This window comes from Arthrobacter sp. B055-34 (assembly GCF_059090425.1).
Genome location: NZ_JBNHFQ010000004.1, coordinates 173284 through 192137 on the forward strand (window position 1 = coordinate 173284; position 18854 = coordinate 192137).

Here is an 18854-nt window from a genome sequence, read left to right on the forward strand (position 1 = left end):
GCGGTAATAGGTAGTTACGCAAGCGACAACTGCAAACGCAAAGGATAACCATGAAGGTCCAGCCGAGCGTCAAGCGGATCTGTGATAAGTGCCAGGTGATTCGTCGCAAGGGCAACGTCATTGTGATCTGCGAGAACCCGCGCCACAAGCAGCGCCAGGGCTAAGCTTCCTGCTTCGAAGCAGGAACTACCCACGCGTAGTAATTCAATAGGCAGTGCAGCAGGATTTCCTGCACACCCCCGGGCTCGGAGGCCGGGGACCTGGTAACAGGGATGCATTGCTTCAGACCTCCGGATACAACAAGGAGAACCGCCATATGGCTCGTCTCGCTGGCGTAGATATTCCCCGCGAAAAGCGGGTAATCATCGCCCTGACTTACATCTACGGCGTGGGTAAGACCCGTGCAGAGCAGATCGTCGCGGAGACCGGCATCAGCCCGGACACCCGCGTCAAGGACCTCACCGATGCAGAGCTCGTGCAGCTGCGTGACTACATCGAGGGCAACTACAAGGTGGAAGGTGACCTCCGCCGTGAGGTTGCCGCCGACATCCGCCGCAAGGTTGAGATCGGTAGCTACGAAGGTATTCGCCACCGTCGTGGCCTGCCCGTTCGCGGTCAGCGCACCAAGACCAACGCTCGCACCCGTAAGGGCCCGAAGCGCACCGTCGCCGGTAAGAAGAAGACCCGCTAAACAGCCGGTCTGCTAGCTACCAACCAACTTTGTAGGAGAAATATATGCCCCCCAAGACTCGTGGAGCGGTACGTAAGCCGCGTCGCAAGGACAAAAAGAATATTGCGCTCGGACAGGCGCACATCAAGAGCACCTTCAACAACACCATCGTGTCCATCACGGACCCGAACGGTGCTGTCATCTCGTGGGCTTCGGCCGGCGAGGTTGGCTTCAAGGGTTCGCGTAAGTCCACCCCGTTCGCAGCGCAGATGGCTGCTGAGTCCGCTGCAAAGCGTGCCCAGGAGCATGGCCTGAAGAAGGTCGACGTTTTCGTGAAGGGTCCGGGTTCCGGACGCGAGACTGCAATCCGTTCGCTGCAGGCCGCTGGCCTCGAGGTTGGCTCCATCTCGGATGTCACCCCCAGCGCCCACAACGGTTGCCGTCCCCCGAAGCGCCGCCGCGTCTAACCAGCCGCCTTTGGTTCCTTCGGCCGCCGTCGGTCCCCATGTAATGGGAATTACGACGGCGGCTGAAGGTTCCGCTCCCGGCTGTCTAGCCGTTCTTTTCCACCAATTCGTGCTGCGTCATATAGCGGACGCTCGCTGAAAGGAAATCTAAGTGCTCATTGCACAGCGCCCCACCCTTACCGAAGAAGTAGTGGCCGACAACCGCTCACGGTTCGTTATCGAACCGCTTGAGCCGGGCTTTGGCTACACCCTGGGAAACTCTCTTCGCCGCACCCTGCTGTCCTCGATCCCCGGTGCTGCTGTTACCAGCATCCGGATCGACGGTGTGCTGCATGAGTTCACCACCGTTCAGGGTGTGAAGGAAGATGTCACCGAGATCATCCTGAACATCAAGAACCTGGCTGTCTCCTCCGAGCATGACGAGCCCGTGGTCGCCTACCTGCGCAAGCAGGGACCCGGTGTTGTCACCGCTGCGGATATTGCACCGCCGGCCGGCGTGGAATTCCACAACCCGGATCTGCACATCGCCACGCTGAACGAGAAGGGCAAGTTCGAGCTCGAACTGACCATCGAACGCGGCCGTGGCTACGTTTCGGCGAGCCAGAACAAGTCCGGCGACTCGGAGATCGGCCGCATTCCGGTTGACTCCATCTACTCGCCGGTCCTGAAGGTTACCTTCAAGGTTGAGGCAACCCGTGTTGAGCAGCGCACCGACTTCGACCGCCTGATTGTCGACGTCGAAACCAAGGATTCCATTGCACCGCGCGACGCCGTCGCCTCTGCCGGAACCACCCTGGTTGAGCTGTTCGGCCTGGCACGCGAGCTGAACACCCAAGCTGAAGGTATCGAAATCGGCCCGAGCCCCACAGATGCCGCGCTGGCAGCTGACATGGCTCTGCCGATCGAGGACCTTGAGCTGACCGTGCGGTCCTACAACTGCCTCAAGCGTGAGGGCATCCACACCGTGGGTGAGCTCGTTGCCCGCTCCGAGGCTGACCTCATGGACATCCGCAACTTCGGTGCGAAGTCCATCGATGAGGTCAAGGCAAAGCTTGTTGAGCTTGGTCTGTCCCTGAAGGATTCCCCTCCAGGATTCGACCTTGCCGCACGTGCCGCAGCCATCGAAGAGGACGAAGAAGCCTTCGGCGAGGACGAACTCTAAATCGCAAGAATTCTGCCGTCATGGTGCTCTGTAGCGCCAAGAGCGGCACCATTTGAGGAGAAAACATAATGCCTACCCCCCCTAAGGGTCCGCGCCTCGGAGGCGGTCCGGCGCACGAGCGACTGATGCTCGCTAACCTGGCCGCTGCTCTGTTCGAGCACAAGCGCATCACCACCACCGTTACCAAGGCAAAGCGTCTGCGTCCGTACGCCGAGCGCCTGGTCACCTTCGCCAAGCGCGGAGACCTGGCCTCGCGTCGTCGCGTGCTGTCCCTGATCAGCAACAAGGGCGTCGTCCACGAGCTGTTCACCGACATCGCTACCGCCGTCGAGAACCGTGATGGTGGCTACACCCGCATCACCAAGATCGGCAACCGCAAGGGCGACAACGCTCCCATGGCTGTCATCGAACTGGTCCTGGATCCGGTTTCCCCGAAGCAGGCCGTCGTGGCCGAAGCTGAGAAGGCTGCCGCCAAGTCCGCTCCCGCTCTGGTTGAGGAAGAGGCCGTTTCGGCCGAATCCGCATCCTCCGCTTCGGCTGAGTCCGCTGACTCACCGGCTTCCGCTCCCTCGGCTCCTTCCGCCGAAGAAGCTGCTGAGGCTCCGGAAGCTGACGAGAAGAAGTAATTCTTCGAGTCTGAATCCGGCTAGCATTTAGAGCATGCATTCCCAGAAGCCCGCTGTCCCGCAACCGGACAGCGGGCTTCTGCGTGTCCGGATGAATTTGGCGTACGACGGCGGTCCGTTCAGTGGGTGGGCAATTCAACCCGGACTGCTGACCGTCCAGGGGGCGCTGGAAGAAGCGCTGGCCACGCTGCTGCGCCGGCCCATCCGGCTGACCGTGGCCGGTCGCACCGACGCCGGTGTCCACGCCCGCGGCCAGGTGGTGCACTTCGATCTGGAACCGGGGGAGTGGGAGTCGCTGGCCCGCGGCAGAATGATCGACCCGTCGGCTTCCCTGCTGCGCCGGCTGCGCGGCGTCATCACCAAGGTTCTCGGCGGCCGGGTCGGCGCGCCGGTGCCATACCGCGATCTCGCCGGCGCCATTGAAGTCCACACCGCTGAGTTGGCTCCGGTCGGTTTCGACGCGCGGTTCTCCGCCCTCTGGCGCCGGTACAGCTACCGCATCGCGGACCGTGCCGAGTCGTGGGATCCGCTGACGCGCAACATCACCCTCTGGCACAGGCACGCCCTCGACGTCGACGCCCTGAACTCCGCGGCGGAACGCATCCTGGGCGTGAACGACTACCTGTCCTTCTGCAAGCCGCGCCAGTTCTCCACCACCATCCGTGAACTGCAGGACTTCAGTTTCACCCGCAATAACGACGGCGTCGTGGTCGCTACCGTACGGGCGGACGCCTTCTGCCACAACATGGTCCGTGCGTTGATCGGCGCCTCGCTGACGGTCGGCGCGGGGGAGGAAAAGCCGGAGTGGCTGCACGAACGGCTCGTCGCCAGGGTCCGGGACTCCAAAACCATACTGGCCCCGCCGCATCCGCTGGTCCTCGAAGAAGTGAAATACCCGGACGACGCCGCCCTATCCGGCCGCGCCGAGCAGACCCGCGCCCTGCGCACCTCCGAAGACTGACTTCAGCGACTTCCCTTGCCAGCCCTCTCGCTCGATGGCAGACTCTGGTGAACCGGGGATGATGCCCGTTGTGCTGGCGTCGTTCCAATCCCGACGCATCAGGTAACGGCACCAGGAGGCTGCAATGAAGATGCTGCATCAGGTAGTGGACAATCTGGAAGGCCTTGAATTCCTGGACAAGATTGCTGAACCATATGCAGCCATCGTTCATCGGGTATTCAAACCGAAAATGCTGCGCAATGTGCTTAGCGGTACCTACGTGGGGCACGCGATGCATCCGCTGCTGACCGACGTCCCCATCGGCGCGTGGAGTATGGCCACCCTCCTTGATGGTGTCGGCGGAGAGTCTTCCGAACCGGCAGCTGATCTGTTGGTTCTGGCTGGGATTATCACAGCGGTTCCGACGGCTGCATCTGGTTCTAACGACTGGTCCGATACACAGGGCAAGGAGCGCCGGATCGGACTGGTGCACGCACTGTCGAACTCGACAGCGGTGAGTCTTTACACGGCATCGCTCATCGCCCGCAAGAAGGGCAACCGCAGAGCAGGCAAGATTCTCGGATTAGCCGGCTTCGGCGTCCTGATGGCCGGAGGCTACCTCGGCGGCCACCTGTCGTACTCCAAGGGTGTCAACGTCAACCGCACGGCGTGGCGTGAAGGGCCAACCGAATGGCAGGCCGTGCTTTCGGAGACAGAGCTGAGCGAGGGCAATCTGCGAAAGGCGGATCTAGACGGGGTGTCCGTGGTGCTCTACCGGGATGGCGGCCAGATCCACGCGCTGGACAGCGTGTGCAGCCACATGGGCGGCCCGCTGGAAGAAGGAACTGTCAGCGAAGGCTGTGTGACGTGCCCCTGGCATGGCAGCACCTTTCGGTTGTCCGATGGCGGCATAGTCCGCGGCCCGGCCAGCAATCCGCAGCCAGTCTATGAAGCTCGTGTCACCGACGGCGGGATAGAAGTCCGCCGCTCATCCGACTCGTGAGAACAGCGGTACTAGAAGGGTCGCCGCGATCATGGACGGGCCAAAGGGGATCTCGGACTTCCTGTTCAAAACGCGTCCCATCATGAGGACCAGTATGACCACGGCATTCAAGACGAACCCTCCGGCCAGAACCAGCAGCCATGCGTGGAGTCCAAGGTAGCCAGCATAAAGCCCGACGACGGCTGCCAACTTCACATCGCCCATGCCTATCCCACCCGGTTTGATCAGTGCTATGACCAGGTAGACGGCGAACATCCCCGCCCCGCCTAGCACTCCTCCGAGCAGTTGCAGCCAATCGCCGTTTATCTGGCTGGCAAAACCGAGGAGGCCGACAGCACCGAGCAGGAACGGCAGAACCAGCCTGTTGGGCAGCAGCTTATGCCGGGCATCGATCGCGCCGAGCACCACCCCCATCACCGCGAAGTAGAGGAACGCAGGCAGAGCGGAGGCAACGCCGAACATCCATGCCAGCAGTCCGCAGAGCAGCCCAACCAGCACCGCTAGCGGCACACGCCAGGTCCCCGACAGCGATGTGCGCTCCTCGCGTTGCGCGAAGGGAAAGAGCAGCCAGGTGGCGATAGTTCCGGCAAGGACACATGCAAGATAAAGGACGATGGTCACGGTCTGAGCCTGACAGCTGCTGTCACCGGCCGCTGAAGGTGTTGAGGGTGTTGATGGCGGCAGGTCCTAGAATCGCGATGAAGAGGACCGGGAAAATGAAGAAAAGCAGTGGAAAGAGAACCTTGACGGGCAGCTTCATGGCCTTCTCTTCGGCGCGTTGGCGCCGCTTGACCCGCATGACCTTGGCTTGGGTACGGAGCACACCGCTGAGGGCGATGCCGTAGGCGTCAGCCTGCACGATCGCCTTTACGAAGCTCTTGAGCTCGGGAATGCTTGTCCGTTCCGCCAGGGCTAGGTACGATTCTCTCCGGCTCCGGCCGACCTGCATATCCTGTAGTGTCCGAACCAGTTCTTCTGCCAAAGGCCCCTTTCCGTTGGCGCCCGCTCGAGCCATGGCCGCTTCGAAGCCAAGACCAGCTTCTACAGAGATCAGCATCTGGTCAAGGGTGTTGGCCAATTCTAATTGCATAGCCTGCTGGCGCTCCTGTCCTTTGCTGTATAGCAGCAGATCCGGAATGAAGTACCCCAGTGTAGTGACGAAGACTCCCAGCAAGAGCATTGTCGACGTCGGGTTGGCCCTGATGATCACGAACGCAAGAAGCAGGCCCAGCAGAGCCAGCGCGGGCTTTCCCGCCAGCAACCGGTTCAACGGCATCGTTGCCGGTCTACCGGCCAACGCCAACAAGCGGTCGAGCTTCTTTACATAACCTTCAGGAGTGAGCCTTTTGCCAATCTGATACAGAGCTCCCAGATCACTACGGCTTTGGACGCCACTCGATTCAACGCCCCGCATCAGATTAGCTCTGACCGCTTTCAATCCCTTCTTGTCATGCGCAAGTAGAGTCCAGACGACAAACCCCGTCGAGCCGCAGATCAGAATGGCTCCGATGATCACTAGTAGGTTCATTTTTGAGCCACCATCAGAATTTAAGATCGATTATTTTGCGCAGCCACAGCCCGCCAATGACCATGAGGACGACTGATACGCCGATCATTACCCAACCAAGAGGCTCAGTGTATAAAACGCCAATATAATCTGGATTCACCACGCTAAGCATAACGACAATACCAAAGGGCAATGCCATCAGAATATAAGCGGAAAACTTGCCTTCCGCGGCCAGAGCCTTGATGTGTCCCTTGATCTCTGTCCGCTCTCGAATAGTGCCACTCACCTGGTCCAGTACCTCTGCGAGATCTCCGCCGACTTCCCTATTGATCTGGATGGCTTGGGCGATCCACATGAAGTCCTCGCTAGCCATGCGGTCCGAGGTGTCATTTAGAGACTGCTGGAGATCTTTGCCGAGGCTTGTCTCCGTGATAATTCGGCGCATTTCCTCTGCTGTAGGGCTGTCAGCTTCAACAGCAGCTGCATCGATGGCCCGGAGTATGCTGTGGCCAGCGCGCAGGCCTCCGGTCAGTAGTTGCAGGGTATCGCCCAGCTGGGAATCGAACTTGGTGCGCCGTCGCATGGTAAGTACCACCAGAACAAAGTGCCCGGCGAACGGGGCAATCAGGAAAAACAGTAGCGCGAGGCCGATGCCGCTCAGGATGAGCCCAATCAAGCCGCCCACGACGGTCCCAGACACAACGAGGATTATGTAGTCCGCTTGGCTGAGCTTGAGGCCAGCCATCTCAAGAAGCTCTCGACGGTAGAGCTTGGTCGGCCGACGTGCCAACTGTTCTTCGATAAAGCGGACGGCAGATCCTGCGAAGCGGGAAAGCTGGGAGGTGGAATCTTCTTCGAATGGGCGTCGCCGGTCCCGCGGAATGCTCGCCTTCTGCGGCTGGAGAGCAAAAAGGCCCAGGACGAAGCCCCCGAACAGCAGCACGGTTCCGACAAATAATAGTGCACTCATGATCAGTCCTTGCCAGATGCACTCATAGCGCTTCCAAAGACTGCTGGCGATACCTTAATGCCCATGTCCTCAAAACGTTCGATGAAGCGTGGACGAATGCCCGTTGGAACAGGCTTGCCAAGGAAACGGCCGTGAGCGTCAACGCCAGCAGAATAGTCAAAGACAAAAGCGTCTTGGAGAGTGACTATGTCACCCTCCATCCCTTGAACCTCCGTGACATGGGTGATTCGTCGTGTTCCATCGCGCAGGCGCGCAATCTGTATGATCAAGTCCACAGCGGAGGCGATTTGTTCACGAATGGCACGCAGAGGCAGGTCCATCCCCGCCATCAGCACTAGTGTTTCCAGCCGGGCCACCGCGTCACGGGGCGAGTTTGAATGCACTGTGGAGAGCGAACCGTCGTGACCGGTGTTCATGGCCTGGAGCATGTCAAGGGATTCTCCGCCGCGGACCTCCCCGACCACGATGCGGTCCGGACGCATTCGCAGTGAGTTTCGTAGCAGATCACGGATGGTCACCGCGCCTTTTCCTTCGGTGTTAGGCGGCCGGCTCTCCAAACGGACCACGTGCTGCTGCTGAATCTGCAACTCAACAGCGTCTTCAATAGTGACGATCCGGTCAGTAGCAGGCAAGAACGAGGAGAGAACGTTCAGCAAAGTAGTCTTACCGGTTCCGGTACCGCCGGAGACGATAATGTTTAGCTTTGCTTTGACACAGGCATCCAATAGCTCGGCCATCTCCGGCGTCATCGTTCCGAAATCGATTAGGTTTTGGACGGTCAGCGGAACCTTGCTGAACTTACGAATAGTCAGGGATGACCCGTTGACTGCCAGTGGCGGGATGACAGCATTCACACGTGAGCCATCTTCGAGACGCGCATCCACAAGTGGTGAGGACTCGTCGATTCTGCGTCCTACTTTCGACACAATACGCTCAATGACTTTCCGCAGGTGCTCCTCCGAGCTGAACCGGCCGTCTGTCAAGGTCACGAGCCCTTTGCGTTCCACGTAAATCTGATCCATGCGGTTCACCATGATTTCGGTGACGCTTGGATCATCCAGGAAGCGTTGCAACGGGCCGTAGCCCATGACATCGTCAGCGACATCTCTGATCAGGCGACGTCGTTCGTCGGCAGAGAGCGGGACTTGTTCCTCGTCAATAATCTGACCGAGCTCTTCGCGCGCAGCAGCACGCAGATCCTCTTCGCTCAGCGTCGAATCATTGAACCGGGCACCCATTCGGTCAAACAGAGAATTCGCGGCCCGGCGTTTGAGCCCTGCCAGCGCATCAATTGGCACCGCGGTAACTTCAATCGCTGTGGGGGCAGCGGCTGCAGACTTGACGGCTTCTTCAACCAGAGCTGCAGGTACCGCTGTTTTCGTCGATTCCCCGGACGACTCTTGGACGAGTTGTTGCTGCTTGAGCGCAGAATTCATGCGGTCGGCGAGCTTCATTGGACAACCGCCCTTCGATGCAGCTTGCGCCGCTTCTCCTTGGTTTTCGGGTCAAATCGCTGCACAAGAGCTTTCAGACTTTTCGTAGCAGGATCTTTCGCATCGTCCTGTAATACTGGAATGCCACGATTTGTCGAGTAGGAAAGAGCTTTGGAACGTGGGATTGCAATATCGATCGGAGCAGCGAGACTCGCTTCGATGTCTTGAACGCTCAAACCGGACTTCGCATCTGCGAAGTTAAGTACCACGTGTCGGCTTTCTGGCGTAAGCTCAAGCTTCCTGAGGACATCAAGTCCAGTACGAAGGCTTCTCACACTGGAAACGTCCATTCCCGCAACCCAGACTGCGTCCGTGCACTGCTCAAGAGCAGCCAGTGTATGCTCGGTCAGCCCAGGTCCGGTATCGACGATCACATATTTGAACTGTGCTGTCAGTTGCTGTAACACGTGCGTTATTTGATCGGCCGTTATCAGATCGGCAGATACTGGATCACGCGGCGCACACAATGCGTAGATGTTTGCCGGGTGAACTGTCAGGAATGCTTTGAGGACCATGGAATCCTGGCTCGCAGAATTCGAGACGGCGTCTGTCATAGTGTGCTCAGGGTTCAGATAGAGGCCCGAAGCGACATCGCCGAACTGCAGATCCAAATCCACGATAACGACATTCATTGGCGCTACTTTGCCGAGCCCGACGGCGAGGTTAGTGGCTATAGTCGTTTTGCCGACGCCGCCCTTTGGCGAAAACACACCAATCACGAGCCCCAGTTCGTTGGGCGGCATCGTCCCCTGAGACCCTGATCGGTATCTACTGGCGAAAACTTGACCTGCCCGCTCCAACCATATCCGGATCGACGGTATGTCGGCTAGTGGACTCATGACGTCCCGGATGCCGGAACGCATGGCTTGGAGAACGAGTTCAGGGGTCGTTTCAGCAACCAGAACGACACTCAGTCCAGGGAGCTGAACGTCCAGGACCATCGCGAGCCGCAATGCGTCCTCTGTCACGAGATCGGGGCCAAGGATAATCACTTCGGGTCGGGTATCCGTCACCAGAGATAGCAGCTCTTGTGTCTCCATCATGGCGGTGCTCGAGTTGACTGTTGCCACTTCACCCGGCAGCCCGCCGGCCACAGCGAGTCTTAGCTTCTCCTCGAAGGAGGCATCTGAGCCGATGAAAAGGAAGCGGCTCATCGGTATACCTTCGTCCTTTGCACTACTTCCGATTTACTTTCCTTGGCATGGCTCGGTTCCTTGCTCAACCAAAGTTTCGCAAACTCAGCGGCGAAAACGATCTTCTGCGCCTGAAGGTCATCGACAGCGACAGTCAGAAGGAGGGAGCCCTGAGGGAGGGCCTGAGCCGCTTCCTCGGCATTCTCCGAAACAACTTCTGGAGCGCGCTGGACAGCCGTCACCAGGACCTTGCGAAGTACCAACTGCGTCGTTTGTTCTTCAGGGGAGTCCTCTGACGCACCGCTGTCGGAGGAAATGAATATCCCCACGCGGTCTCCTGGAACAAGGCGTCCACCTACAACTTTCTGAGGTTCTAGTTGGAAGGACACCTCCTGCAACCCCTTCGGAACTTCTACAGTGCCGCCCATCTTTAAGTCTTCGGGAGCGACCATACGCTCAGCAAGCAACTGTTCGCCAGGCACCAGATCGACGGCGGTAACTTTGCCCTCGAACCCTGATAAATCTTTGACTGCAGAAGCAGCAATGGCTGTGCTGGGAAGGGACGTAGTCTGGACGAATTCTCCCAGGGCTTCGACGGCAGTTCCGGCAGGAACCGGTGAACCAACCACAAGGACATTTGCCGGTTCCATGCCCGCCATGGCCCTGTCATTTGCATTTCCCGCGTATGCGAAGACGAGCAACCCTCCGACTAGGGCGAGCACGACGGCAAGGAAGCCAGCCAGCAAACGAGATTTCATGATTATTCCCCCCCAACTTATGAATCACTCTGTGAGCGATACGATCTTGGCGCCGTATTTCGTACTTCCGCCGAATTCCATGCTGTCGTCGATTTCGACATATTCGACGAACTTACCGATGAATCCAGTCTCGCTGTAACCCGATAGGGGCATGTAGGGCTCAGCTTCAGGAAGAGCGAACTTGCCGGTGCCGTTGTAGAAATTCCAGCCCCGAACATCAAAGGCCACAAATGCCTCGATCCGATACTGTCCGTCGACTATGTTGTCGAATACAGGGAAGAACGCTATAACAGGTTGGCCCTTTTCAAGTTGTTCCTTCCAGTAGGCAAGAACAGCCTCACAGCCGGTTTTGAAGTTACTGCCCGGATCTCCAGTCTCCATTGGGCTCGACAGCGTGATGCTGACACTGCATGACAGTTCTGGTTCTTGAACCAACCACCCGAAACCCCCAGGAAGTTCTTGACCAGAAGATGTTGATGTACAGGCCTTGTCATTGGAACCAACGCCATGGGCCCGTAGGAACTGTAAAGAACCATCAACAGACGGTCCTGAATCGATCTCGCATTGTGAGAAGGCAATGGCGAAAGGAGCCGAACCTGCGGAAGGTCCTCCCCAACGTGCTACGGCAGAGGCATTGACCGAAACGGAGTCGATTCCGAGTGCAGGTGCGAACAGCATCGGAATATCGTTTGGTGCGCGGCCTAGCTCATGAGCGTCAGTTCTAACTGTGACTGAACCAACCGATTTTTCCACAACGAGCTCTTGAAGTTCACTAAGACCATCGTTCGCGTTGGCGCTTGTGAGCATTTTGCCGACGCTGGACATAGTCTCACATCTTGTATCGGCTGAATTTGCCGCGCATATTTGAGCTACGCCAAGTGCGGCGGCATCAGCTCCGTTCTGCAACTGTGCCTTCTCTGCGTATAGTCGTCCAACATCCAAAGCTAGCGCGGCAAAGCCGAGCAGAGCTACTAACAGGAGTGCTACTACCACTCCAACTGCACCGCGCTGATTCTCTGATGGCTCACCTACCCGCCGCATCTCATTGTTCCGATTCCTCTTAATCCATAAGCACTGAAGAATCCCGTGATGGAAGCCAAATCGTATTCGATCTCAACGGTTGCCGCATATTCAGGCTTGCAGTCATCCACGATCACTGCTCCTGACGGGTTGTTCGGGTCATGTGACGAAATGCTGATGGTCATTAATGCGGGATCAAGTAACCCTGCTGAGCTAGTTGCGGCACTTCGGGCAGCGGTCGCGTCGTCAGTTATCGCCATGATTCGGACGCTTTCTCGAGCACTTTGTGACAGCGCAATTTGAGCGCTGTATGCGCGCCCGAACTCCACAATTCCTAAGAGGAGAAGTAGGAGGACGGGAAGTAGGATTGCAAATTCAACGGCCACGGCCCCACGCTCTGATGTATCGCGCATCGGGCAGCCTTTCGATTGGTGCCGGTGCTGTGGGACGAGCGGGAGCCCGCCCCACACGGCACCAGGCAACTTGTCGCGCTGTCTCGGACCTCGAGTTAGGCGGAGCAGGCTGCGACCGCGGTTGCGTCGGCGGCAAGCTTTTCACAGACAGCAACGAACGCGTCACCCAAGCTGCCGCCGATGAGACTGACTGCAACGATGATGACAACTGCAATTAGCGCGACCATGATGCCGTATTCGACGGCAGTGGCGCCCTTTTCAGCGCTCTTTTCTTCGCGGGAAAGGCGATCGGAAACGAAATTGAGCGTGTTGAAGTAAAGACCGAGCATGAGATTCAACTCCTGAAAAGCAAATGACCATAAAGGCCATTGGACGGATATAGACCAATGGCAGGAGGTTTTGCAGAAATTGCCCCCAACTGTTTCGAGAGGGAAGTCTCGAAAGGAGTTGTTTGATGCCCCCAACCAAGAAAAGTGTAAGGGGTAATTGTAAGGTTTCACCACCCTTTTTGAGGCCGTTATGAAACCGTTATGGAAATGTCGTCACCTTTTGGGGTTCGAGCGGCTACAGGACGAGACAGCGCCTCCTGGCGCAGGGCCTGGACAGCCAGAAGCGGAACATCGTCATGATCGATTCGCCCCTCGAACGCGTCCGCCGCCTCCGTTGCGGATGCTTACTCGTCGTCGAGGTCTGTTTCCAGCAAGGCCATCAAGGAATCCGGAGCTGCTGGGACGCCGTCACCCTCGGCTCTGAGCACGACGGAGTCTCCCTGTGCGGCACCGAGGGTCATGAGCGCATGAGCGAGAGGATGCTGCCGGCGTCGAGGGCTTCACCGGCATGCTTCCCGGCCCTGGCGATACTTGCCTCAACGGTCGAATCACCTGCAGCCTCGCCAAGAGGGCGGCGGGGCGGACGTGGAGGCCGAAGCGGCTGGCGATGGTTGCGGTGCGTTAGAGGCCGAGTTCTTCGAGGATGGGCAGCTTGGCGCGGACCCAGGACTTGGCATCGAGTGCGTCCGGGGCGGTCAGAGCCAGGCGGGTGAGTTCCTGCGCCTGCTCCAGCGTGACCGATTTCAGCACGGTTCCGACAGCGGCCAGGGAGCGGGAAGTCATCGAGAGTGTTGAAACGCCTAGGCCAACCAGTACAACGGCGAGGGCCGGGTCGGCGGCTGCCTCGCCGCAGAGACCTACGGGCTTGCCGTTGCCCTCCTCGGCCGCGCCTGCCACGGTCAGCTGGATGAGGCGCAGTACGGCCGGATGCCACGGGGAATTGAGCTGGGCCAAGGGACCGAGTTGCCGGTCCGCGGCCATGGCGTACTGGGTCAGGTCGTTGGTGCCGATGGAAGCGAAGCCCACCTGGCCAAGCACCGAGGCCGCGGTCAGTGCGGCGGATGGGACTTCCACCATGATACCGGGCGTCTGGAGTCCGGCAGCGGTGCACAGCGAGGCGAACCGTGCAGCCTCGGCCGCCATCGAAATCATCGGGGCCATGACCCACACGCCTGCCGAAGATGCGGAGGCTGCCAGGGCAATTGCTTCGAGTTGGCGCTCCAGAATGCCAGGGTTGGTGAAGTCGGTGCGGTAGCCGCGGACGCGGAGTGCCGGATTGGGCTCCGTGGCGTCCGTGAGGAAGGGCAGGGGCTTGTCGGCGCCGGCGTCGAGGGTCCGGAGCACCACCTTCTTGCCCGGTAAGGCATCGAACACGCCTTGGTGGGCGGCGGCCTGTTCCTCGACGCTCGGTTCGGTGTCGCGTTCAAGGAAGCAGTATTCTGTACGGAAGAGGCCCACGCCCTGGGCTCCCAGCGCTGCGGCGGCCACGGCGTCCTTGGCTCCGCCCAGGTTGGCGAGGAGCGGGATCAAGTGGCCGTCCGCCGTCGTGCCGTTGCCGTCAAAGACCGCAAGGGCGGCGGCATTTTCGGCCCAGGCCATTGCGACGGCGCCGTTCCTTCGACAAGTTAACCGTAATGCTGCCGACCGCGCCGTCCACAAAGGCTTCCGCACCGTCCGGTAGTTCGTCCACACCGGGAGCGGCGACGACGGCGGGCAGCCCGAGTGAGCGGGCGATGATGGCCGTGTGGGACTGCGGCTCGCCGCCCGAGGTCACCAGGGCGAGCACGACGTTTGGGTCCAGTGTCGCAGCGTCGGCCGGGGCAAGATTCTCGGCTACAAGGATGAACGGCGTGTCCGAAGCGGGAATGCCCGGAGCAGGAACGCCGGGCAGCTGGGCGACGATCCACGCGCGGACGTCGTCCAGAAGGTCGGTTGCGCGTTCGGCACATGTAGCCGTCCAAATTTTGCAGCATCTCGGCGACGGAGGCCGCTGCTTCCCAAATAGCGCGTTCCGGCGATGTGCCTGGGTTGATGAGCTTGGCAGTCGATTTCGGCAGCATCGTGTCCCTGGCCATCAATGCCGTGGCTTCCAGAACAGCTTTGCCGTCTCCGCTGGCTTTATCCGCCCGGGCCTTGAGCTCGTCGTGCACCTCTTGGGCTGCCGTTTTGAGGTCAGCGACGACGTCCTGACGCTGCTCAAGGCGTCGAGGCGCTCGCCGGAAGGCAGCTTGGCTGACTGGCTTGGGCATCCGGTGGACGGTGCCGATGATGTGGCCGGGGAGTTGTCCCAACCCCTGGCAATTTCTGCGCACCGGCATGTCGAGGCCTAAAAAAGTCTTGTGATTCACTTCATATAGCGATGCTATAGGTGCTAGGGTAGCGGCTATGAGTGTCGATGACCAGCTTCCGGCTAAGACCCGGTTGCTTCGGGCGGCTGCCGAGCTTTTGGCAAGCTCGCACGGCTCCGCGGTCTCAACCCGCCAGATCACCAAGCTGGCCGGCGTCACGGCGCCTACGCTCTATCACCACTTCGGCACCAAGGAAGGCCTGTTTGACGCCGTCGTTGCCGGCGGTTTCGAGGAGTATGTGGCGCGGGAGCGGAAATTTGCCCCGACGGGGGATTCCCTGGAGGACATCAAGAGGATGTGGGACAACCACGTCCAGTTCGGCCTGAACCAGCCGCACCTCTACCTGGTGATGTTCGGCAATATCCGCCCCGAGAGCCGTCCGGCACTCGTGGCCGATGCCGAGGCACTCATGGAGGAGATGCTCAACAAGGCGGCAATCGCGGGCAAGCTCAACGTGCCGCCTCGTGAGGCAGCCCGGAGCATCCTCGCGGCCAACGTGGGCGTCACCCTCATGCTCATTTCGGAACCTGCCGGGGAGCGGAATCTGGAGCTGTCCACGATGACCCGCGACTCCATGATCTCCGCTATTTCGGCAGATCAGGCCAATGCGGCTGCAGCGGAAGACTCGGGCAAATCGTCCGTCGTCGTTGCAGCCATCGCCCTGAATGCGGCCCTCCAGGCCTCGCATTCGGACCAACTATCCGGCCCGGAATTGAGGCTCTTCCTCGAATGGCTCCACAGAATATCGAGCAGCTCGTCATGAGCTCACTCCTTCGACAGGTATCGGCTGACCCCGCATCGCTGCGGGACTCACGTTAGGAATTCACATGGCAACAGAGACCGCTGCGAAGCCCAAGACAAGCTTGCGCGTGGGTGTCCAAAAGTTCGGCACCTTCCTCTCCGGCATGATTATGCCCAACATCGGGGCCTTTATCGCCTGGGGCATCATCACGGCCCTCTTCATCCCGGACGGGTTCCTGCCCAACGAAACCCTGGCCGCACTGGTCGGGCCGATGATCTCCTACCTGCTGCCCCTGCTCATCGGCTACACCGGCGGCCGCATGGTCCACGGCATCCGTGGCGGCGTGGTAGGTGCCGCGGCCACCATGGGTGTCATTGTTGGAACCGATATCCCGATGTTCATCGGCGCCATGATCATGGGGCCGCTGACGGCCTGGATCATGAAGAAGCTGGACAAGATCTGGGAAGGCCGGGTCAAGCCGGGCTTCGAGATGCTGATCGACAACTTCTCCGCCGGCATTCTGGCCTCCATCATGGCGATGGTGGGCATGCTGGTGATTGGCCCAGTGGTGACGGTCTTCAGCAACGCTGCTGCCGCCGTCGTCGAATTCCTGGTCAATAACGGCCTCCTGCCGCTGACCAGCCTCCTGATTGAACCCGCCAAGGTATTGTTCCTCAACAACGCCATCAACCACGGAATCCTGACCCCGCTTGCTACCGAACAGGCGCTCGCCGACGGCAAGTCCATCCTGTTCCTGCTCGAGGCCAACCCCGGCCCGGGCGTGGGCATCCTGCTCGCCTACATGGTCTTCGGCAAGGGCCTGGCCCGCGCGTCGGCACCCGGCGCCGCGCTGATCCAGTTTGTCGGCGGTATCCACGAAATTTATTTCCCGTACGTCCTGATGAAGCCGATCATTATCCTCGCTGCCATCGGCGGCGGCATGACGGGCATCTTCACCCTGGTGCTCACCGGTGCAGGGCTGCGTTCGCCCGCGGCCCCCGGCAGCATTATCGCGGTCTTTGCGGCGACGGCAAGCGACAGCTACTTCGGCGTCGCCCTGTCAGTGCTGCTCGCGGCGGCCGTTTCCTTCCTGATTGCCTCCGTCATCCTCAAGTCCAGCAAGACCACCGACGTGGACGGCCTCGGCGAGGCAACGTCGAAGATGGAAGGGCTCAAGGGCAAGAAGAGCTCGGTGGCGTCCGCCCTGGGCGGCGGAACCGGGGACACAGCCGTCCTGGCCGGACCCGTCCGGAACATTGTGTTCGCTTGCGACGCCGGTATGGGCTCCAGCGCCATGGGTGCCTCTGTGCTCCGCAACAAGATCAAGGCGGCCGGCTTCCCGGACGTGAAGGTCACCAACTCGGCCATCGCCAACCTGAGCGACACGTACGACGTCGTTGTAACGCACCAGGACCTGACCGAGCGTGCCCGCCCGGTCACCTCGAGTGCGGTCCACGTCTCCGTTGACAACTTCATGAACAGTCCGCGGTACGACGAGATCGTGGAACTGGTCAAGGGCAGCGCCGAAGGTTCAGCCGCCGAAGGTTCCAGCGGGGTACCCGCGGCCGAGGCTGCTGCCGAAGAGCTGACCGCAGATGGGGTTGCCGCAGCCGGCTCGGATCCTGCCGCTGTGGCCGCAGCTCCAGCCGCCGAGGTTGGTTCGGGGGCACATGCCGCGGAGCCAGCCGTAGGCAGGGGAGTCCTGTTGGAGGAGAGCATTGTTCTAACGGGAACCGCCACGGACCGCGACTCGGCGATCGACGAGGCAGGCCAACTCCTGCTGGACCGCGGCGCCGTCGATATGAGCTACGTGCACTCGATGCATGAGCGCGAGGAATCCGTCTCCACCTACATGGGCAGCTTCCTGGCCATCCCGCACGGCACCAACGCCGCCAAGGACCACATCATGCACTCCGCGGTATCGCTGGTCCGGTATCCCGAGGGCATCGACTGGAACGGCAAGCAGGTCAAGTTTGTGGTCGGCATCGCCGGCGTTAACAACGAGCATCTCCAGATCCTGGCCTCCATCGCCAAGATCTTCACGAACAAGGCGCAGGTGGCCCAGCTCGAGCAGGCCACGACGGTGGAGGAAGTCATGGAACTCTTCGGAAAGGTGAACGCATAGTGAAGGCAGTGCACTTTGGAGCCGGCAATATCGGCCGCGGCTTCGTGGGGCTGCTGCTCCACGAAGCCGGATATGAAGTGGTGTTCGCTGACGTGGCGGACGCCCTGATCGACCAGCTCTCCGCGACGTCCTCGTACGACGTCCACCAGGTGGGGGAAGACCCTTCGGTCAAGACCGTGGACAACTTCCGTGCGCTGAACTCCGGTAAACAGGAAGCGGACGTCGTCGCGGAAATAACGACGGCGGACGTGGTAACCACTGCTGTGGGCCCGCACATCCTCAAGTTCGTGGCGCCGGTCATCGCGCGCGGACTGGCCGGACGCGGACCGGAACTGCCGCCGCTGCAGGTCATGGCCTGCGAGAACGCGATCAACGCCACCGACATCTTGCGCCGGGAGATCGAGTCCGTCTGGGACGCCTCGGCGGGGGAGCTGTCCGCCGTGGCGGTGTTCGCCAACACCGCGGTGGACCGGATTGTGCCCAACCAGGCGGAGGGCCAGGGCCTGGACGTGACTGTGGAGACGTTCTTCGAGTGGGTCATCGAGCGCGCACCCTTCAGTGCGGCTGCTCCGGAAGTCCCGGGCGCGACGTTCGTGGACGAGCTGGGACCGTATATCGAGCGCAAGCTGTTCACAGTCAACACTGGCCACGCCTCCGCCGCCTACTTCGGCTACGCCGCGGGAATCGAGAAGATTTCCGACGCTATGGCCGATGCAACCGTGGCGGCGAAGGTACGTGCGGTACTGGATGAGACCAAGCAACTGCTGGTGGCCAAGCATAATTTCGCCGAAACCGAGCAGGAAGCCTACGTGCAGAAGATCCTCTCCCGCTTCACCAATCCGTACCTCCCTGACACCGTGAACCGGGTGGGCCGGGCGCCGCTGCGCAAGCTGAGCCGGCACGAACGCTTCGTCGGCCCGGCGGCCGAACTCGCCGAGCGCGGCATCGTGCCCGTGGCGCTGCTCGAGGCGATGTCCGCTGCCCTGCGATTCGACGACGCCGCGGACGCGGAAGCCAAGGAGCTGGCCCGGATCCTGGCCGACTCCGAACCGGCCGAGGCCGCGGAACTGATCACGGGCCTGAAGGCCGAGCACCCGCTGTTCCCGCAGGTGCAGAAGTTGATCGAAGCCCGCCAGACCGAGATGTAG

The 18854-nt window shown here is 60.3% G+C and carries 19 protein-coding genes and 3 pseudogenes; 10 read left to right on the forward strand and 12 right to left on the reverse strand.

Annotation, left to right across the window (positions count from 1 at the left end; genetic code table 11):
- Positions 1–50: 50 nt before the first annotated feature.
- The 7 genes from rpmJ (at position 51) to AC5RWO_RS09375 (ending at position 4868) form a co-directional block, all read left to right on the forward strand.
- The gene (gene rpmJ / locus AC5RWO_RS09345; protein ID WP_005267758.1) at positions 51–164 is read left to right on the forward strand and encodes a 50S ribosomal protein L36; all 114 of its coding nucleotides are present in this window, start codon (positions 51–53) and stop codon (positions 162–164) included.
- A gap of 152 nt (positions 165–316) precedes the next feature.
- Complete coding sequence (gene rpsM / locus AC5RWO_RS09350) at positions 317–691, forward strand: 30S ribosomal protein S13 (protein WP_074701314.1); 375 nt, start codon at positions 317–319, stop codon at positions 689–691.
- 44 nt (positions 692–735) lie between these two features.
- Positions 736–1137: a 30S ribosomal protein S11 gene (gene rpsK, locus AC5RWO_RS09355; protein ID WP_074701315.1), complete on the forward strand. Its 402-nt coding sequence runs from the start codon at positions 736–738 to the stop codon at positions 1135–1137.
- 151 nt (positions 1138–1288) lie between these two features.
- Complete coding sequence (locus AC5RWO_RS09360; protein WP_074701316.1) at positions 1289–2299, forward strand: DNA-directed RNA polymerase subunit alpha; 1011 nt, start codon at positions 1289–1291, stop codon at positions 2297–2299.
- Between the two features lie 68 nt (positions 2300–2367).
- On the forward strand, positions 2368–2925 hold the full coding sequence (gene rplQ, locus AC5RWO_RS09365) for a 50S ribosomal protein L17 (RefSeq protein WP_498731117.1): 558 nt from the start codon (positions 2368–2370) through the stop codon (positions 2923–2925).
- Between the two features lie 34 nt (positions 2926–2959).
- Positions 2960–3886, forward strand: a complete 927-nt coding sequence (locus AC5RWO_RS09370; RefSeq protein WP_498731118.1) for a tRNA pseudouridine synthase A — start codon at positions 2960–2962, stop codon at positions 3884–3886.
- 124 nt (positions 3887–4010) lie between these two features.
- Entirely contained in the window at positions 4011–4868 is an 858-nt protein-coding gene (locus AC5RWO_RS09375; protein ID WP_498731119.1) for a Rieske (2Fe-2S) protein, read from the forward strand.
- On the opposite strand, the gene AC5RWO_RS09380 is transcribed toward AC5RWO_RS09375, so the two are convergent.
- From AC5RWO_RS09380 to AC5RWO_RS09435, 12 genes and pseudogenes are all read right to left on the reverse strand, one after another.
- Positions 4854–5489 (reverse strand): prepilin peptidase, encoded by a 636-nt coding sequence (locus tag AC5RWO_RS09380; protein ID WP_498731120.1) that lies wholly within the window; start codon positions 5487–5489, stop codon positions 4854–4856. The two genes, AC5RWO_RS09375 and AC5RWO_RS09380, sit on opposite strands and share 15 nt — an antisense overlap.
- 22 nt (positions 5490–5511) lie before the next feature.
- Complete coding sequence (locus AC5RWO_RS09385; RefSeq protein ID WP_498731121.1) at positions 5512–6396, reverse strand: type II secretion system F family protein; 885 nt, start codon at positions 6394–6396, stop codon at positions 5512–5514.
- Positions 6397–6409: 13 nt separating this feature from the next.
- The gene (locus AC5RWO_RS09390; protein WP_498731122.1) at positions 6410–7345 is read right to left on the reverse strand and encodes a type II secretion system F family protein; all 936 of its coding nucleotides are present in this window, start codon (positions 7343–7345) and stop codon (positions 6410–6412) included.
- A 2-nt stretch (positions 7346–7347) separates the two neighbouring features.
- Positions 7348–8799 carry a TadA family conjugal transfer-associated ATPase gene (locus AC5RWO_RS09395; RefSeq protein WP_498731123.1) on the reverse strand — a complete coding sequence of 484 codons (1452 nt, stop codon included), beginning with the start codon at positions 8797–8799 and terminating at the stop codon, positions 7348–7350.
- On the reverse strand, positions 8796–9992 hold the full coding sequence (locus AC5RWO_RS09400) for a CpaE/TadZ family protein (protein WP_498731124.1): 1197 nt from the start codon (positions 9990–9992) through the stop codon (positions 8796–8798). Before AC5RWO_RS09400 ends, AC5RWO_RS09395 begins: the two co-directional genes overlap by 4 nt.
- On the reverse strand, positions 9989–10729 hold the full coding sequence (gene cpaB / locus AC5RWO_RS09405; protein WP_498731125.1) for a Flp pilus assembly protein CpaB: 741 nt from the start codon (positions 10727–10729) through the stop codon (positions 9989–9991). The genes AC5RWO_RS09400 and cpaB overlap by 4 nt, the downstream gene beginning before the upstream one ends.
- Positions 10730–10753: 24 nt before the next feature.
- Positions 10754–11554, reverse strand: coding sequence for a hypothetical protein (locus AC5RWO_RS09410; protein ID WP_498731396.1), 801 nt, complete (start codon positions 11552–11554; stop codon positions 10754–10756).
- Between the two features lie 51 nt (positions 11555–11605).
- Positions 11606–11770: pseudogene (locus AC5RWO_RS09415) on the reverse strand (pilus assembly protein TadG-related protein); the annotation flags it as partial.
- Positions 11758–12162, reverse strand: coding sequence for a TadE/TadG family type IV pilus assembly protein (locus tag AC5RWO_RS09420; protein WP_498731126.1), 405 nt, complete (start codon positions 12160–12162; stop codon positions 11758–11760). The gene AC5RWO_RS09420 and the pseudogene AC5RWO_RS09415, both read right to left, overlap by 13 nt.
- 95 nt (positions 12163–12257) lie before the next feature.
- Positions 12258–12491, reverse strand: a complete 234-nt coding sequence (locus AC5RWO_RS09425; protein WP_498731127.1) for a Flp family type IVb pilin — start codon at positions 12489–12491, stop codon at positions 12258–12260.
- A 344-nt stretch (positions 12492–12835) separates the two neighbouring features.
- Positions 12836–13100, reverse strand: a pseudogene (locus tag AC5RWO_RS09430) (HPr family phosphocarrier protein).
- Positions 13101–13112: 12 nt separating this feature from the next.
- Positions 13113–14809 (reverse strand): annotated as a pseudogene (locus tag AC5RWO_RS09435) (putative PEP-binding protein).
- A 67-nt stretch (positions 14810–14876) separates the two neighbouring features.
- Between AC5RWO_RS09435 and AC5RWO_RS09440 the strand changes: the two are divergent.
- The 3 genes from AC5RWO_RS09440 to AC5RWO_RS09450 all read left to right on the forward strand — a co-directional run bounded on the left by AC5RWO_RS09440 (position 14877) and on the right by AC5RWO_RS09450 (position 18854).
- The gene (locus tag AC5RWO_RS09440) at positions 14877–15602 is read left to right on the forward strand and encodes a TetR/AcrR family transcriptional regulator (RefSeq protein WP_498731128.1); all 726 of its coding nucleotides are present in this window, start codon (positions 14877–14879) and stop codon (positions 15600–15602) included.
- Between the two features lie 64 nt (positions 15603–15666).
- Positions 15667–17706, forward strand: a complete 2040-nt coding sequence (locus AC5RWO_RS09445; RefSeq protein WP_498731129.1) for a PTS mannitol transporter subunit IICBA — start codon at positions 15667–15669, stop codon at positions 17704–17706.
- Positions 17706–18854, forward strand: coding sequence for a mannitol-1-phosphate 5-dehydrogenase (locus AC5RWO_RS09450; protein ID WP_498731130.1), 1149 nt, complete (start codon positions 17706–17708; stop codon positions 18852–18854). The genes AC5RWO_RS09445 and AC5RWO_RS09450 overlap by 1 nt, the downstream gene beginning before the upstream one ends.